General features: G+C 44.2%; 14 protein-coding genes. 2 read left to right on the top strand and 12 right to left on the bottom strand.

The window, feature by feature from the left end; translation table 11 throughout:
* Nucleotides 1–61: 61 nt before the first annotated feature.
* From lanKC to MKY97_RS21930, 8 genes are all read right to left on the bottom strand, one after another.
* Nucleotides 62–2,683 (bottom strand): class III lanthionine synthetase LanKC, encoded by a 2,622-nt coding sequence (gene lanKC, locus MKY97_RS21895; protein ID WP_342552382.1) that lies wholly within the window; start codon nucleotides 2,681–2,683, stop codon nucleotides 62–64.
* 127 nt (nucleotides 2,684–2,810) lie between these two features.
* Nucleotides 2,811–3,452 carry an ABC-2 transporter permease gene (locus tag MKY97_RS21900; protein ID WP_342552383.1) on the bottom strand — a complete coding sequence of 214 codons (642 nt, stop codon included), beginning with the start codon at nucleotides 3,450–3,452 and terminating at the stop codon, nucleotides 2,811–2,813.
* On the bottom strand, nucleotides 3,453–4,304 hold the full coding sequence (locus MKY97_RS21905; RefSeq protein ID WP_342552384.1) for an ABC transporter ATP-binding protein: 852 nt from the start codon (nucleotides 4,302–4,304) through the stop codon (nucleotides 3,453–3,455).
* A gap of 26 nt (nucleotides 4,305–4,330) precedes the next feature.
* Nucleotides 4,331–5,611: a pitrilysin family protein gene (locus MKY97_RS21910; RefSeq protein WP_342552385.1), complete on the bottom strand. Its 1,281-nt coding sequence runs from the start codon at nucleotides 5,609–5,611 to the stop codon at nucleotides 4,331–4,333.
* A 5-nt stretch (nucleotides 5,612–5,616) separates the two neighbouring features.
* Complete coding sequence (locus MKY97_RS21915; RefSeq protein ID WP_342552386.1) at nucleotides 5,617–6,891, bottom strand: pitrilysin family protein; 1,275 nt, start codon at nucleotides 6,889–6,891, stop codon at nucleotides 5,617–5,619.
* Nucleotides 6,892–7,360: 469 nt separating this feature from the next.
* Nucleotides 7,361–7,684: a YfzA family protein gene (locus MKY97_RS21920; RefSeq protein WP_342552387.1), complete on the bottom strand. Its 324-nt coding sequence runs from the start codon at nucleotides 7,682–7,684 to the stop codon at nucleotides 7,361–7,363.
* A 191-nt stretch (nucleotides 7,685–7,875) separates the two neighbouring features.
* Nucleotides 7,876–8,430, bottom strand: a complete 555-nt coding sequence (locus MKY97_RS21925; protein WP_342552388.1) for a methylated-DNA--[protein]-cysteine S-methyltransferase — start codon at nucleotides 8,428–8,430, stop codon at nucleotides 7,876–7,878.
* A complete protein-coding gene (locus tag MKY97_RS21930) occupies nucleotides 8,427–9,173 on the bottom strand; it encodes a DNA alkylation repair protein (protein ID WP_342552389.1) in 747 nt (248 codons plus the stop codon). The genes MKY97_RS21925 and MKY97_RS21930 overlap by 4 nt, the downstream gene beginning before the upstream one ends.
* 187 nt (nucleotides 9,174–9,360) lie before the next feature.
* Between MKY97_RS21930 and mgtE the strand changes: the two genes are divergently transcribed.
* The gene (gene mgtE, locus MKY97_RS21935; protein ID WP_342552390.1) at nucleotides 9,361–10,731 is read left to right on the top strand and encodes a magnesium transporter; all 1,371 of its coding nucleotides are present in this window, start codon (nucleotides 9,361–9,363) and stop codon (nucleotides 10,729–10,731) included.
* Nucleotides 10,732–10,886: 155 nt separating this feature from the next.
* Nucleotides 10,887–11,666 carry a methyltransferase domain-containing protein gene (locus tag MKY97_RS21940; protein WP_342552391.1) on the top strand — a complete coding sequence of 260 codons (780 nt, stop codon included), beginning with the start codon at nucleotides 10,887–10,889 and terminating at the stop codon, nucleotides 11,664–11,666.
* 116 nt (nucleotides 11,667–11,782) lie between these two features.
* Here the strand turns inward: MKY97_RS21940 and mmsB are convergent, their stop codons facing one another.
* The 4 genes from mmsB to MKY97_RS21960 form a co-directional block, all read right to left on the bottom strand.
* Complete coding sequence (mmsB, locus tag MKY97_RS21945) at nucleotides 11,783–12,946, bottom strand: multiple monosaccharide ABC transporter permease (RefSeq protein ID WP_342552392.1); 1,164 nt, start codon at nucleotides 12,944–12,946, stop codon at nucleotides 11,783–11,785.
* Nucleotides 12,930–14,480 (bottom strand): multiple monosaccharide ABC transporter ATP-binding protein, encoded by a 1,551-nt coding sequence (gene mmsA / locus MKY97_RS21950; protein WP_342552393.1) that lies wholly within the window; start codon nucleotides 14,478–14,480, stop codon nucleotides 12,930–12,932. The genes mmsB and mmsA overlap by 17 nt, the downstream gene beginning before the upstream one ends.
* Before the next feature lie 87 nt (nucleotides 14,481–14,567).
* Entirely contained in the window at nucleotides 14,568–15,653 is a 1,086-nt protein-coding gene (chvE, locus tag MKY97_RS21955) for a multiple monosaccharide ABC transporter substrate-binding protein (RefSeq protein WP_342552394.1), read from the bottom strand.
* Nucleotides 15,654–15,946: 293 nt separating this feature from the next.
* Nucleotides 15,947–17,200, bottom strand: a complete 1,254-nt coding sequence (locus MKY97_RS21960; RefSeq protein WP_342556419.1) for a response regulator — start codon at nucleotides 17,198–17,200, stop codon at nucleotides 15,947–15,949.
* Between the last annotated feature and the right edge of the window lie 20 nt (nucleotides 17,201–17,220).

Below are 17,220 nucleotides of genomic sequence, written 5' to 3' on the forward strand. Positions count from 1 at the left end.
ACCTCCTTTCCTGCGCTGAGAAATCCTGTGTATGCAGCACATGTCTTGTTTATAAAACGGCTTAGTTGGCTGTTAGTACAGAACCAGCTTTGGTTTTTGCGGCAAATTGATCTGAATGGATCAACGGAAGCCAATACAGCGGATTATTTTTGACGATGCCCATCAAGGCCAATATGATTCCCGAGCTGCCTGAATACACATCATCCGCTAATCGATAAGAAAACTGACCGGGATAAACATAATATTCCCGTTTATCTATTAAAAATAGATTCAGTAGATTCAAAACCTCTTGTTCCATTTGTTCACGTTCCTGTCCCTGCTCCACCATAGAAGGCAGTAAGAGAAAGCTGCCCGCCCCATCAAATAACCCTCCACTGATGGTAGAACATATACGCGACAATTTTGAAACCGCCTTCATTTCACTTTTGAAAAAATCTTGTCCACTCACATGATTGAGAAACCATATGCATATGCCGATACCTATCGATCCTCCGGAGAGATAGGGCAGTTGTCGATTTCTCTCATCCACCGTTTGGATTGAGCCGGTAGATTCATCCATAATTGTTTTCTTCAGATCTTCAGATATGAGCTGCTTTGCCTTGTCCAAATATGAAGTATCCCTCGTTGCCGAATACATGGCGGAATAGAAGAGTGACACACCTGATAAACCATCTATTACACCGATTTCTACAGCCATCCAGTCATTGGTACTTAACTTTCCTTCGTGATCCAGGTTCTTCTCTATTAATTCTTCTATTTCCTTAGCGTACTTCACATATTCATAATCTTCTGTTTCAAAAAATAAGCTGACAACAAACAGACCTATTCCTGAAAGACCTGAGCGTAAAGAGATATTGGTTTCGTTCATATTCCGTCTCATCATCTTCAATTCTTGTAAAACAACATCCTGATATCCCGTTTCGTACAATAAGGCCAGGACTCCCGTTTTCCCTGTTATCAGACCGTTCCCATCCATGTGATTCAGATGTTTCAGCAAGAAATCTTGAATCCATTGGTTCACTTCTACTGAACTGACCTTATTTCTCGTGAGAACATAGGCAGCGCCGCTTCCTCCTGTCAAAAAGTTATATTTGCCTCCATTCATCTCAAACTGACGAATATCACCGTTAATGAATCGCTCATCATTCGTTAAATTGTGCTGCATACCTTTAATTAAATTCGCTGTAATTGAAGATAGATCCAGATCAATGGTTTGTTCATTCATTTTAATGGCTTCAGGTACATATGACTGGTACTCCTGGATCTTAAGATCGCACTTCCCCTGCAGGTCTACAATGAATTGATAAAACGAATCATCATACAGCTCTTTAATCCACCGAAAGTGGTTATGCTGTAAATACGTATCTAAAACTTCGGAAGATAAAATTGGAAGAGCCAAATATCTTGTCAATTTTTTTAAGCCAAACCAATCTCGCGCACCACTGATTTTTATCTCTTGTGAAGCAAATCCGATTGTCATCATACTAGGCTTTTCATCCGAATTTACAGGCATAGCTGTTTCAAAATCGATCAGTTTTACAGTCAGATCCTCCATCACCATAATGTTGGCCGGTTGGAAGTCTCCCATAGCAATATCTTTATGATGCATCTCTTCGATTAACGCAAATAATTGAAGCAGTATCTTTTTGACATGTTCAGCATGTATGTTCAGGTCTTCATGATCCCTAAAGAACGGGAAATATTTAGCAAGCCACTGCCTTAAATCTCCCCCCTCAATGAATTCTTCCACCAAAAAGAAATGCTCCCACTCTTGAAAATATTCGATTAGCTCTACGACTCCAGGTAGATCTTTAAGTTTCTTCAGCGCCTCGTATTCCTTGGTTTGTCTGGACAATGAATCCCGAGCTGCACCATCCAGACCTGCATTAGGTCTGGCTTCCTTAATGATTACTTTCAGATTGTCCTGCTTACGAGTCGCACCGTATACCCCGCCCGCATTACTATAGCTCAGTGCGGCTTCAATCTCATACCGTTCCAGGCTGCTGTCACCACTGGAATCTGCATCATCCGAGTCCTTTGATATATTTATTGTATTAAGGTAATCGTCAAAACCTTTGACGAAATCAGGCACCTGATAATACGGGGTTCTCTCGTCTTTAATTAATCGACCTTGATCATCTTTGATACAATGCTCCCCATATTCATTAAAAATACTCCTGAAACCGCCGTACCTGTAAAACACGTTACTATCTTTCCACCGTTTATCACTCAGAATATAAGGTCCTTTTTGGAAGCCTGAGGTTGCAAAAGAGATCATATCCAGCAGCTTTACGAACTCATCATTATTCACAGGGTATACCGTTATGAATTTGCCTGAAGATGCTCGGTTCGCGTTTTTCGAATTCATCTTGATAAAGCTTTGTTTATCCTTAAGGTGTTTGAATTCAACCCGTTCATCTATACATATTTTCGAAACCTTTTCTAATAAACGTTTTGATTCTTCGAATAATGCAGAGACATGAATTTTCCATCCCTGATCAGGAAGAGGTGAATCCTTAACATGATAGTGTTTCCAAACCGATTCGTTTGCTGATATTACAACGTAAGGGTCAGGAAGGTCACTCAGCTCATAGATGTGCATCTTTTCTTCGCTGTTTTCCGACTTCCCGTAGTATTCCGAATTCGGTTTTAGATACAGGTTGTACAGCATGTTCCCTTCCATTCCATTCCCTCCTAAAATTAAGTATCCACCCTATCAGATATCTAATTTACATTGTTATAAGAATTATATTCACTGGGCCAAGTTAGATAGAACACTTGACCTTATTGTCGCTGAAGACATCCCCTTATCAAAACTCTTTTTTCTGATAGATAAACATAGAGACACATAAAGATATTATATAGACAAGTAAACCAAATAATAAATAAATGATAGGAACAAATTGGTCAGGATCATTGGCATTCAGGCTCGTGGCCAATCCGCCAACAATACCTTGTGAAACGATCGTAATTAAAATTGCTCCGCCAACACTTCCCAACGTAATGGAATCTGACTTTTCCGGTCCAAAAATATAATAGAGAGGGAAATTGATACCGCCGGTTATGAGAACTGCAAAAGTGCCAAAAAAGATAGCATGGAACATATTGTATATCTCCGTACCTGACACAAGACTATAGACATAAAAGATAGCGAAAGATAACAGAACACCATAAATGACGACTAGAAAATAGAATAGGTAGTGACTTTGAACGACATGGCTTCTACTCACAGGTAAGGTAAGGACATATTTATCATATCCTGACTTTCCCTCAAATTTAATGACATCGAGTGCAGACATGACCATGAGCAAAATATTTAACATGGCAGCCAAACGGTGCATGGAATCATCTGCGTACGTTAGAATGATGACCGACAGCAAAATAGCCAGACCTGTGTACCACAGTGAACTCCGATATACCAAGTAATAACTTGTCATTAATAAACCTTTCATTTATTCATGACTCCTTGTTAATAATAAACTGATCTCATCCATAGAGATTGGTCTAGTCACCATACCTTCTGGTAATTGTTTTTTATCTGATACAAGTACATTATAATAAGAATCGCAACTTCTCTTGGCCACCACAATTTCCGGATGAAGTAAGTCAAGCTGTTCTCCAGCGAGGTCGACAATCGCATATTTTTCAAAGACCTTTTCCTTCTCTTCATTCAGCAAGATCTCGCCCTCCTTTATAATGACAAGATGACTTGCTATTTTCTCGATATCACTCATGATATGTGAGGAAAGTACGATTCCCCCTCTGCCATCACTTACAAAGCTTTTTAACTCATTTAACATTTCTTCTCTTGATGAAGGGTCAAGTCCTCCCGTCGCTTCATCGAGAATCAACAGCTCAGCATGATGTGATAAGGCAACCGCTACAGACAGCTTCATCGACATTCCACGTGAGAACTCATTTACTTTTTTATCCATAGGCAGCGAGAAAGTACGGACTAAACGTTGAAAGTTATTCTCGTCCCAGTTTTTGAACAAATGTCCAAACACGTTATTTAACTGCTTGATGGTCAGATGGGCTGGAAGATTGGCTGCATCAAATACAACTCCAATCTTCTCCTTGATCTGAGGATTTTTATTCATATTTTTCTGGCCAAACAACTGAACTGTACCGGCATCGTTAGAAATAAGGCCCAGTACTATTTTGAACGTTGTTGATTTACCGGCACCGTTATCACCAATGAAACCAACGATAGATCCAGGAGGAACATTGAAAGAAACATCTTTTAATGCCTCCTTGGCTCCATATGATTTCCTGATATTTTTAATCTCCAGAAGATTAGTCATGTTTTCACTCCTGTTTTTCTGCATGTTCAGTAATCTTTGACAACTAGCGTTGTTTTGGATTCATCAGAAAAATGCAAGTGCAGTACATCTTCAAGATCAGATTGAGTTAACTGCTCCAGTGCAGGTAATACGTCAAATAAATCGGTATCGTTAGAGCGATAACGTGTAAACTGATTTGCAATAAATTGCAGGGAGTTAATGGAACTTAGAAAACGGCCAATTTCTTTTTTGATCACACGCTCTGCATCTTCTTCAGGGATGGATTCCGTTTTAAACCGCTGTATCGTTTCGTTTATACAGGATATTACTTTTTCCGGTTCGCAGCTGTTCCCACCTATGATTGTAAATCCGAAATTTTTCTCGCTTGTATATTCGAAATGAAATGAACTGTCCACATAGCCGAGGTTATACATTGTATTGTATGCCTCTGAACTGATGCCAAACATTAACTCCAACAATACATTCACAGCTAACTCATACTTAAGCAGTTCCCGCCCTCGTCGTAATGGTTTTGTTTCTTTGTATCCTACTAATACTTGGGGAATAGGGACCGGCATCCGCATTACGCTGGAGCTTCGATTCACGCCGCGATCTTCGTCAGCGAAAATACAGCTGGCCTCTACCTTTTGCGGAAAGTTCTTATGCTCTTGATTTTGTCGAATAAGCTCCATCGTTTCTTCAGGACTTACAGGCCCAACAACGAAAAGCAGCATATTGCCAGGATGGTAAAATGTCTGGTAACACGTGTATAAATCCTCTTTGGTAATACTTCGAATGGATGCTGCTGTCCCGGCCAAATCAATTTTTACTGGATGGCTTGTGTATAAATTGTCTAAAACTCCGAATTGAGCACGCCAGCCTGGATTATCGTCGTACATTTTTATTTCCTGTTCTATGATTCCTTTTTCCTTTTCTACGGCTTCATCCGTAAAGTAAGGCTCTTGGACAAAATCCAGCAAAGTTTCAAGACTTTCATGGACGCTGGAAGCTGCCGATATTGTATAAGCTGTACGAGTAAAGCTCGTGAAAGCGTTGACATTTACTCCCAGCCGGGCAAACCTGTCAAACACATTCCAATCCTTACAATCAAACATTTTATGTTCCAGAAAATGAGCCAGCCCGTCTGGCAGTGTAATAGAATCTTCTCCTGATAAAACGAAATTCTTATCTACAGATCCAAATTTAACAGTGAGTGCTGCAGCTGTTTTATGAAAATCTTTCTTAGGAAGTATGTAAACTTCAAGACCATTGTTCAGCTTCTCAAAGTATATTGTTTCTTCCAGTATATTATATTGGATAGCTTCCAAAGCGTTTACTCCTTTCTATTCAAGAAGTAGATTGTATCCAGCTCCCACTTATTCACGGCGTTAACGACATCTTCTTTGGTTACTGAGCTGATTCTTTTAATATGGTCTTGAATCGCAGCAGAAAATCCGCTATCCACAGCTTGAATAAAGATATCCATAATGCCTTCAGGGGAATCATGTGCTTCTAACAATAAGTTGATCAGCAGTGCTTTACCTTGTTCCATTTCGGCTTCCGTAAAATCGCCCTTTTTCATCGCGTATTCTTGATCTCTCATTAGTTCGATCACACGTTCATAATGTTCAAAATCAATTCCTGCCATCGCTACAAGCAAGCCTTTGCTGCTTTCGATCTGGGAGTGAGCATAATAAGCAAGACCTTCTCTTTCGCGTATCGCACGAAATAACTTGGAGGATGGAAACCTTCCGAAAACAGCATTTGCTACTCTTGCCGCCTCGTAATGCTCATCTTGTATGGTTGTAGACATTCTATATCCCAAAAGGAGCGTTCCTTGCTTGACCTCCAGATGATCCTGTACCACTTTCACCGCATCTACTTTGGATCTAATTGAAGAATTTCTATTTAAAGAGATATTATTATACTTTTCACAAAATACTTCATTGACCATGACTCTGACATCTCTCTCGTTAAAAGCTCCAACGATGAATAAATCAAAGCGATCATTTCGAAGCATGTCATTATAGACTTGGAATACGGATTGCGCATGGAGAGAATTTATCTCTTCCCTTCTACCATACGGCGGACTGGCATACGCCTCGTCTTCAAACATCTCTTCCACCAGACGAACATGGGCGTACAACACCTTATCATTGAACATCGAATCCATGCGCTGTTTTAAAAACTGTTTTTCCCGTTCAACAATCTGTGGATGAAACGCTCCATCCTCGATTAAAGGGTTATAGATCATTTCGTGTAATAGAAGCAGGGAGGAATGCAATAAGGAATCGCTATCATTCAGAAATTGTTCTGCTGAGATTTCCATTTTTAAGGAAATACAATGATCCTCTCCCTTTTTGTATGTGTCCCAAGAAAGCTCTGCCCCGTACATCTCATCCAACTTCTGTTGTAATTGCTTGCGAGTCGGGTATTTCATTGAGCCTCCGGTGAGAATCTGGGGAATTAAAGCTCTCGAAGTGATGGATTGCTTATCCAGGGGTGCTCTCATTGTCAACATCAGACTTATGGTCTTGAATTTATCCGTGTTATATAGGTGAAGTTTCAGGCTATCTCCTTCATCGGAATTTATCGTTATATTTTCCAATTGAGATCTCCTCTCTTAAATATATCATGTCACGGATGATGTGCTGTTTCCAAGCTGCAGCTTCCTCTTATGTTCTCATAAAATGTACATTTCACTCTATTATATGCAGTCAAAGCAAGAGACTATCTTTCATCCCCTATGTTATGCCTTAAACTTTCAATAAATTACTTAATCTATATTTACATATATTTTCCACTATTGTATCACAATCCAATATAGAAATATACCATAATTGCCCATTAAATCCTCGAAAGCGCCAAATAAAAAACGACACTCCTCACAGTAAATCGACAATCCCCTGTCTTATTTTGTCATATAAATAAAGGAGAATATAAAGATAGACATATGAAGACTGCATATACCTAATAAAAAAAAAGACGAGCCAGCTTTCGTTAAACCGAAAACCAGCTTGTTTTTGATTTCATTCAGCATTTACATTCACATTTGTATTTGACCACAGTGCCTGTGTTTATCTTTTTTTGAGAACAGCTGAGATCATCTCTGCCGCAGCTTGAAGCAATAAAGCAGCAGCGTGAACGATCAGAACTAAATTAAACAAAGGAAAGGAATAAGGAGCAACCCATTCATTAAGCAATCTTGATTGCAATATCCCCTTAAGCATTTCAGTAAATACATTGTTACTATCATTTAACTTGGGTTCCAGGAACGTACCGTCAATAACCATAAAGATGATTTGAATAACTATAAAAATTCCAATTCGGATCATCCAGCGTTTTGTACGATTCGGGTGAGATTTCTGCGAAACGTACGACATCACATCATCTCCTCTCATGAAATAGAAATTCCCGGGTGTTATACAATGAAGGCGCGGCGCGGCTGTTTTTTCTTTGATGTATGTACTTCTCTTTACCTGTAATAAATATACATGTCACAGATAGATTTATACCACATCTCTTTTACAATTCACTTGTAACATTACAAATAAAGAGAAAATTCCAACTCAAACAGGAGGAGCATTCTATATCAAAAATCAAATCTCGCATGCCCTCCGTCTGCCACGCCTTCAATATGTTCAATATCCAGCAACCTGCGCTTCATCTCCAGTCCGCCGCGAAAACCCGTCAGCTTGCGATTAGCACCGATAATGCGGTGACATGGAAGTAATACGGGAATCGGATTGGCCCCATTTGCCGCACCTACAGCACGTACAGCTGAAGGTCTGCCGATCACTGCAGCGATATCTCCATACGTACGTGTCTGTCCATAGGGCACATACCCGAGTGCCTTCCACACCTGCTGCTGAAACGGCGTGCCAATCAGGTCGAGCGGGATGTCCTCCGTATAGACTGTCTTTTCTCCTGCAAAATAAGACACCAGCCAGTCCATCATTCCAGTCCGCTTTAATGCCTGCTCATTCTCTTCGAGTGCAGTGCCTGGTGCAATTTTACTAATCCAGCCAGTCCAATCCTCCAGTTTTTCATTGGGCATCACGATCCTGCACACTCCCTTTTCGGTTGCAAGCAGACTCCATGGGCGTCCGTCCAGCTGTATATTGGCATACATTATCTTTTGTCTCATCCCATATTCACCTTCTTTTTTCCCGCGATTACGTCAGCCGTTTTTTGTGTCTGTCTGTTCACCTTACGTTTCATGCTTCGCATCAATTGCTTATCCTCTGGCGTCACCCGGTACGATTCTATAATCTTCTGGAGAGCCTTATTGTACGTAAAATCGTCAAGCGTATTTTGCTTCAAATACGGCATAACAGCCTCGGGCTGTTTCACATAAGCGATCGAGATGGCCCAAGCTACAGCCATTTTCACATAATATGCCTCATGTTTAATCTGATCAAGTAAAGGTAAAACCTGATGAATATAAGGCTCTTCCAGATAAAAATTCAGCAGCATCACCACACCAAACCGGATGTCGTATTCTTGATCTGACCGCAGGTAGGGCTGAATGAAGTTCCACATCGCTTCGGGATGCACTTTGGTATATTTCAGTCCGGCACAGAAGCTGTCACACACCGACCAATTGTCAATCTTGGGCACAAACGCGGCAATTCTTGTCAGCAGCTCATGTAAATCCGCCTGTGCATGACCAATAACCATTGCCTGCAGCATAACCTCCTCAAAAAATTCATCCTTCGCCGTATCCAGGTACGTACGCCAGTCTTCCGCGGCAATCTGTTTAGCTATTTTGCGGATAGCGGGCAGCCGCACACCCAAAACATTTGTAATATTCGGGATGAGAGAAGCTGAGAATTTTTGGTATTCCGGCTCAGCCAGGCTGAGCAATTGTGTTCGAATCTCTGTTTCCAATACACACGACCTCCTCATTTGCTGCTGTAGAACAAGTATATCCTGAGCGCTTCCATTTGTAAGCCTATGTCGAATGTTTAAGCAAGATTTCAACATCCTGCTTCTCCCTATGCATGTACGGTTGTTTAGCTGCAGGCCCTTTTCGTTTAAAAATATGGAGCCCATCTTACAGAAAAGGAGTGTCGATATGAAAGGGTCACAGACCAACAAAGAGCTTTCCGTAGAGGAAATCACCGAGCAGCTCAAGCAGCACGTGCAGTCTCAGAATCTGCCGGAATTCTATAAACTCGTGAAGGAGCTGCGTCCCTATGATCTTTCACTCATCTATAAAAAGTTCCCTGAAGACGATAAAAATCGTTTTCTTCTTCTGTTCAAACCGGATATTCTTGCTGATTTAGCCGAAAATCTGAAGCTGCATGAACAGGCCGAACTTTTTGAAAGGCTTGGACCAGAACGTACATTGGAAGTCATGCAGCAGATGGATAAAAGTGACCTTATCCGATTCATGCACGATCTGCCAGCGAAGCGCAGGGAAGAATTGCTGTCCAGCATGAACCTGGATCACTCCGCCATTATTCGGTCTGTACTCAGCTATCCGCCGGAAACGGCCGGACGAATTATGACAGACCGCTATCGTACCTTGTTCACTCACGATACAGCGAAGGAAGCGCTTAGACAGTCGCAAGGTACACTACATCTATCCGCCTCCAGTTATCTCTATGTTGTCGACGATGAGGGTAAGCTGGCTGGTGTCGTTAGTTATCGATCCCTCGCCTTGGCTGACGACAAAACCAAGGTTGAAGAGTTAATGACCAGGAGGGTTATTCACGCGACCGTAGATATGGATCAGGAAGAAGCGGCACAACTGCTGCAGCGTTACGAGTTCATTGCCCTTCCGGTGGTGGATGAGAACAATCGGCTGTGCGGGATTATCCAAATGGATGACGTCATTGACATCATTATGCATGAGGCCAGCGAAGACCTTGCCAAAATGGGCGGCGGCGGCAAGGATATTGATTTTGATACCAAACCGCTGGTCGCGGTCAGACGTAGACTGCCCTGGCTCATTTTACTGTTATTGATCGGATTGATTTCGGGAAGCATTGTCGATTTTTTTGAAGATACATTGAATCAGGTCGTTGCTCTCGCATTTTTCATGCCTATGATTGCCGGGATGACGGGAAATACGGGGACTCAGTCCCTCGCTGTCGTCGTACGCGGACTTATTGGACGCAAGCTCGACAGATCAACTGTGCTGGCTTTAATTGGACGAGAGATTAAAGTGGGTACAATGATCGGCCTTGTCTGCGGTCTGCTGATTACAGTAATTGCTTATTTCTGGCAAGGGGACTGGCTGCTCGGTATGATTATCGGTGTATCCCTGTTCTTCACGTTGATCATCGGCACACTGACAGGCACCTGCATTCCGCTGCTGCTCAGCCGCTTCAAGGTTGATCCTGCTGTTGCATCCGGTCCTTTAATTACAACACTGAACGATATTCTTTCACTGTTTATCTACTTTGGAATTGCCACCCGTTTCATAGGTGCGCTGATGTAGATAAAACGGTGCAAGGCTTAATTTACACCGAGCTGTCTATAGGTAAGAAACTTGGATATGGGCTGGAACCTCTTGACCAAAAAGAATAATATGGTATCGTAAGATATATCATTTATTGAAACTACGTTTCACACAATGAAACAAGAGGTGGTAATGTGCCCATCAATTTTCACGATCAACGCAACAGAATGACGTATACGACCAGAACTGCGGATGCATCATGGCTCTCTTTGCTTCAGGAGTATGTGGATGTATCGGGGAAAGAGATTGTTGATATCGGCTGCGGCGGAGGAATTTATACCCGAGCTTTAGCAAACTCAGGAGCTGCACATGTGACGGGTGTAGATTTTTCAGATGAGATGTTAAAAGGGGCTGCTCGGCATTGTGAGAATTTGAGCAATGTCACATTGCAGCAGGGGAACGCCTACAACTCGGGACTTCCAGACCATACTTTTGATATCGTCTTGGAAAGAGCGCTCATACATCATTTGCAAGATTTAGACAGCTGTTTTCAAGAAGCAAAACGTATCCTGAAAAACAATGGTGTGTTCATCATCCAAGACAGAACACCTGAAGACTGTTTACTCCCAGGAGACGAACATAACATGAGAGGTTACTTCTTTGAGAAGTATCCTGAATTGATTGGCATGGAACGCTCACGTCGGCACGAAGCCCATGAGGTCCAGAGATCGCTTGATTCCAATGGATTCATGATCGTTAGAACCGTGCAGCTTTGGGAAACCAGATGTGTTCACCAGAACCTGGCTACATTAAATAAAGATCTGGCGCAGCGGACTGGACGCTCGATTCTTCATGAATTGACAGACCATGAGCTTGGCGAGCTGATTGTATTTATTAACAGCAAACTTAAAAACAGTACAACTCCAATTATTGAAAAAGATTCATGGACATTATGGATTGCTGTTCCAAAATAAAGACAAAAAAGGCTTGGCATTTGCCAAGCCTTTTCGCTAAATTCATATTAAATTTCGTTATATTTACCTTTAGTATACGTTACATTCAGTATATTTTATATTTTACATCTATAATATTAAGCCGCTCTTTTGTTTTTATTATAGATATCAAATGCCACCGCCAGCAGCAGCACCAAGCCCTTGATTCCCTGCTGCCAGTCGATACCGAGACCAATCAGGGACATTCCGTTGTTCAGCACGCCCATAACCAGACCACCGATGATGGCGCCAAATACGGTTCCAATCCCTCCCGAAGCTGAAGCTCCACCGATGAAGCAGGCTGCAATCGCGTCCAGCTCAAAGTTGGTACCTGCTCTTGGTGTAGCCGCATTCAGACGAGCGGCAAAGATCAGACCCGATACAGCGGCCAGTGTGCCCATGTTCACAAACACCCAGAAGGTCACTTTTTTCGTTTTAACCCCGGACAGGCCTGCAGCCTTCTCATTGCCTCCAAGTGCATACACGTGACGCCCCATCACCGTACGATTCATGACGAAGGAATACACGACAATCAGCACAAACAGGAGCACCAGAATGTTAGGAATACCTGCGTAACTTGCTAGTACGAATGTAAACAGGTTGGTTACCGCTGCGACTACAATCAGCTTGAGCAGGAACAGCCCTTGCGATACCACTTCAAAGCCATACTTGCGCTGGGAAGCCCGTTCCCGCATTTCGTTAATAATGTACCAGATGGTGAGTGCAATCCCCACAATAATGGATACCAGACCCAAACCGGAGAATTGAACATCCGGCAGGAAACCCGAGCTGATTTTCTGGAATCCACCAGGGAAAGGTGAAATAGACTGCCCTTCAAGTACAATCATTGTAAGTCCGCGGAACAGCAGCATGCCCGCCAGCGTAACAATGAAGGCCGGAATCCTCACATACGCAATCCAGAAGCCCTGCCAAGCACCAATCAGCGCACCTACCAGCAGGGAAGCAATGACTGCAAGCCATGCAGGCAGCTGCCAATCGACCATCATGATAGCGGCAACGGCACCGACAAAAGCCGCAATCGAACCGACGGACAAGTCGATATGCCCTGTAATAATAACCAGCACCATACCAATGGCGAGGACCAGAATGTAACTGTTTTGTAAAATCAGATTCGTAATGTTAATGGGCTTCAGCAGCAGCCCGCTGGTCAGCACCTCAAATAAAAGCATGATGACAACGAGAGCAATGATCATCCCATATTGACGTATGTTATTTTTGAATAGTTTAGTTACCGTTTCCATGCTTACCGCCTCCAGACTTGGTCATATATCTCATCAGTGTTTCCTGCGATGCCTGCTCCCGGCTGACTTCACCCGTGATTCGTCCGGCATTCATCACATAGATCCGATCACACAGGCCCAGAACTTCCGGCAGCTCCGATGAAATCACCAGCACACCCTTGCCTTCGGCAGCAAGCCGATGAATGATCGTATAGATTTCGAACTTGGCCCCTATGTCAATTCCACGCGTCGGCTCATCCAGAATCAGAATATCCGGCCCGGCAAAGATCCATTTGCTCAGCACTACCTTCTGCTGGTTACCTCCGCTCAGATTGCCGGTTTTCTGCAGAATGTTAGGTGCTTTAATGTTCATGCTTTTTTTCATTTCTTCCGCGACCAGCACTTCTTCATGTTCGTTTACAACGGCATTACGAGTCAGTTTGCTTAGTCCGGTAAGGGAAATGTTGCGTTTGATATCATCCATTAAAATAAGGCCATATTCCTTGCGATCCTCCGTCACATAAGCAAAACCATTCTGAATCGCCTCGGTCACACTATTGTTCTGAATTGGCTTGCCATCCTTGATCAGCTGTCCGGATATGTTACGTCCATAAGATTTGCCGAAGATGCTCATCGCAAGTTCCGTGCGTCCGGCACCCATCAGCCCCGCAATCCCGACAATCTCACCACGTCTGATGTTCATATTGATCTGATCCAGCACCTTACGTTCCGCCTGATGCTCGTGATACACCGTCCAGTCTTTCACTTCCAGCACCACGTCACCAATGGTGGCATGACGTTCAGGATAGCGGCTCGTCAGATCTCGTCCGACCATTCCGCTGATGATGCGGTCCTCGGTGACGTTATCCTTCTTCATGTCCAGCGTTTCAATCGTCCTGCCGTCCCTCAGAATCGTCACTGCATCCGATACCTTCGACACTTCATTCAGTTTGTGAGAGATGAGGATACAGGCAATGCCCTGCTTTTTGAATTCCAGCATCAGCTGCAGCAGATTTTCGCTGTCGTCCTCGTTCAGCGCCGCGGTGGGCTCATCCAGGATGAGCAGACGTACTTTTTTGGAGAGCGCTTTCGCAATTTCAACAAGCTGCTGCTTACCTACTCCGATGCTGGATACCAGCGTGTTAGGGTTTTCGTTCAGCCCTACTTTCCCCAGCAGTTCACGTGTCCCGACAAAGGTTTCCTTCCAATTCACGATACCTTTGCTTGCACGCTCGTTGCCCAGATATATATTTTCCGCAATGGAGAGATACGGGATCAGCGCCAGCTCCTGATGGATAATGACAATGCCCAGATCCTCGCTTTGCTTGATATCTTTGAACTCACATGTCTTACCGCGGAACAAAATGTCTCCTTCATAGCTTCCATGCGGGTACACTCCGCTCAGCACCTTCATCAGCGTAGACTTGCCTGCTCCATTCTCGCCGCATATGGAATGAATCTCGCCTTCCCGTACTTTCAGGTTGACGTTTTCCAGCGCTTTGACGCCCGGGAACGTTTTGGTAATGTTCTTCATTTCAAGGATGACGTCCGTCATGGCATGTGCTCCTTTCCTGGATCATGCGTATAACACGCCGATCTTTTGCATCGTATTTTAAGGCAAACCAATCTCTTTCATCGCACTTTACGGTAGGCCGATTTCTTCTTTCGTGTAATACTTGCTGCCCACAATATCTTTCTCCACATTGGTTCGATCCACTGAGATCGGGTCGAGCAGATATGCAGGAACCACCATTAATCCGTTGTTATATGACTTAGTATCATTAACTTCTGCTTGTTTTCCCTGTAAAATGCTGTTGGCCATCTCCACTGTTTTCTCGGCGAGCTTGCGTGTGTCCTTGAAGACCGTTTGTGTCTGCTCTCCAGCCACAATGGACTTGATCGATGCCAGTTCCGCATCCTGCCCCGTAATAACCGGCAGCGGTTTGTTCGGCTTGCCGTAGCCAATGCCTTTCAGAGACGAGATAATCCCGATACTGATTCCGTCATACGGAGATAACACGGCATCCAGATTATCACCCGAATAATAAGCGCTCAGCAGATTATCCATCCGTGATTGGGCTAAAGCACCGTCCCAGCGCAGTGTAGCAATCTGCGCCATGGTCATCTGTTTGCTGCGGACGACCAGTTTGCCAGAATCAATGTATGGTTTGAGTACGGACATCGCACCGTCGAAGAAGAAGTACGCGTTATTATCATCCGGTGATCCGCCAAACAGCTCAATGTTAAACGGTCCCTTACCATCCTTAAGCCCCAGCTTCTGTTCAATATAGGAGGCCTGCAGCACTCCAACTTTAAAGTTGTCAAACGTAGCATAGTAAGTCAGATATGGCGTATTACGAATAAGTCGGTCATACGAGATGACCTGAATGCCTTCGTCATGTGCCTTCTTGATAACATCCGTCAGTGTGTTGCCGTCTACGGATGCGATGACCATGACATCTACACCTTTCGTAATCATGTTCTCAATCTGTGAAATCTGATTCTCAACCACGTCTTCCGCATACTGAAGATCTGTTTTGTAGCCCTGCTCCTGAAACAGACGAACCATGTTCTCTCCGTCTCCTACCCAGCGTTCCGATGATTTGGTAGGCATGGATATGCCGACATACCCTTTTTCCTTGCTGCCCACATCGCTTTCAGCCAGATTACAGGCCGAGAGCATCATAGCCATGATTAGAAGCCAGATCAATGCGGCTCCTTTTTTCATATGAAGTTCCCCTTTCTCCACGTATCGCGTTCGTTTTTCATAAGATAACGCTTACAACATATAGAGTATCCTGCAGCTTATTGTTCCTCTCTGCATCCCATGGTAGCATTTCAGTACCAGCAGGGTCTTTGCAGGTTTTGAACCTTTTTTATAAAAATTTAACTTTTGATGGAAGAGGACAGCGAAAAACCCGCCGCAGGCATTTTACCTTTAGCGGCGGGTCTACTTCTATTCTCGATATATTGAACTTAAGCTGCTCTGCACATACAGACGCATGACAGATGGATTCCTACCTATATCGGATCTGCGGTGGAACGTTCGGTTCCGCCATTCTTGCGATATTGGGCAGGGGAGATGCCCATCGTTTTCTTAAACGCCGTGCTGAAATAATGCTGCGTATCATACCCCACTCGTTCGGCGATTGTATGGATCGGGAGTGCAGTGGAATCCAGCAGCTGTGCAGCCTTACGGATTCGGGCACGAGTGACAAGCGTAACAAAAGAATCGTCCAGTTCTTTCTTCAACACACGACTGAGATACACCGCCGACACCTGCAAACGGGATGCCAGTGATTCCAGCGTCAGTTCCCGCTCCGCATACTCTTCCTGAATCATCTGCCTTGCTCTGCGGACGAGTGGAGAGAGCTTCACTTCTTCATAGACCTGCCCACGGCAATGCCGATATGTATCCGGCACTTCTTCCAGCGTTCCGGTGTGCGGCTCCACATGGGCATGCACTGCAATGTTCAGACATGCGCTGATCTGCTGCTCCAACAGAGATGCGATCTCCTCCGGTGCCTCCTGCCACAGACAAATGCCAATGACGCTGCTGGCATCGCGGAACAGCACATGCGCACGGTCTCCGAGCAGTTCCGTAATGATATTTTCCACGGCAAACAGAAACAGCTGGCGGTCATTTTCTCTCAAAATGGTCTGGCGCGCTTCAGCAGCAGGCCAGCGCACAACACCGATCTGCACAGGTGATACCGCAGGAAGATGCAGAAAGGTGAGCTGCTCTGTCAGATTTTTACCGCCCGTCTGCCCCTCCATCCATTCCTGACAAAATCGCTGACGCAGCAGTGGAATGTTCCGTTCAATCTGATGCGCTGCCTGTCTGACATACGCTGTCCGCTGATGTTCCTCGTCCAGCCGCTGACGCAGCCGCTTGAGTGCAGCATACAGCTGTTCTGCCTGTACGGGCTTCAGGATATAGTCTTCCACCCCGAGACGGACCGCTTCCTGAGCATAAGCAAATTCATCATGTCCCGATATGATCAGATATCGAACTCCCGGGCAGCGCTCTTGCAAGGCGCGAATGAGTCCAATGCCATTCAGGAACGGCATATTCATATCAACCAGCACCACATGTACATGCAGCTCTACTGCCCGTTCGAGTGCTTCTTCGCCGTCCTCGGCTTCACCCACAACCTCCATGCCGAGTGCGGCCCAATTTATAGCCTCCCGGATTCCTTCCCGAATGATCGGTTCATCGTCTGCAATCAGCACACGATACAAGGTATCCGCTGCATTGGCATTGACGGGTGTCATTGAATAATCCACGGCCTTCT

Origin of the sequence: Paenibacillus sp. FSL R7-0652 (assembly GCF_038595045.1) — a bacterium.
Taxonomy (GTDB): Bacteria; Bacillota; Bacilli; order Paenibacillales; family Paenibacillaceae; genus Paenibacillus.